The organism is Pseudomonas sp. RIT623 (assembly GCF_004519305.1).
GTDB lineage: Bacteria > Pseudomonadota > Gammaproteobacteria > Pseudomonadales > Pseudomonadaceae > Aquipseudomonas.
In genome coordinates this window covers 1-660 of record NZ_SOZA01000093.1, presented here as the reverse complement: position 1 = coordinate 660, position 660 = coordinate 1, and the positions used below count along the sequence as shown (strand labels likewise).

General features: G+C 58.9%; 1 protein-coding gene. It reads left to right on the top strand.

What is annotated here, in order from left to right:
* Positions 1 to 660 (top strand): immunoglobulin-like domain-containing protein (locus E3U47_RS24795; RefSeq protein WP_372239561.1); only part of this gene is annotated, 660 nt, incomplete at both ends.

The window sequence follows — 660 nt, the reverse complement described above, 5'->3', positions numbered from 1 at the left end:
GACCTGACCGTTACTCTGTCCAACGGTGACAAGGTGGTGATCAAGGCTGGCCAGACCGAAACCGAATACAAGGCCAAAGCCCAGGGCGACGACGTCTTCAAGGATGGCGACACTCTGACTGTCGGCATCACCGATGCTGTAGTGGATGGCAAGACCTTCGAGAATCTGGAACTGGGCGGCGACGCCAGCGTCCAGATCACCGACACCATCAGCGAAGTGGTCGCGACTCTGACCGCTGACAAGACTACCGTCAGCGAAGGCGGCCAAATCACCTACACCGTCACCTTGACCAACGGCCAAGGTTTGTCGGTCGTCGGCCACAATGGCCTGACCTTCACCCTGACCGATGGCACCAAAGTAACCATCCCGGCGGGCAGCGCCACTGGCACCATCACCGTCAATGCACCGGATGATGTGTTCGTCGGCGGTCAGCCGACCATCGTCAACAAACTGGAAGGTGTCACTGGCGCGGATAACTTCGAGAAGCTCACCCTCGGCAAAGAGGAAGTGAAGACCGAAGTCACCGACGAGCCAGGCACTGGCACCCCAGGTACCGGTAACGAAGGTGACAAGGTCACCGTGACCATCGTCAGCAGAGGCGATGTCACCGAAGACCAGCAACCGGCCTTCACTGTCAAAGTCAGCCAGAAGCTCGACCAC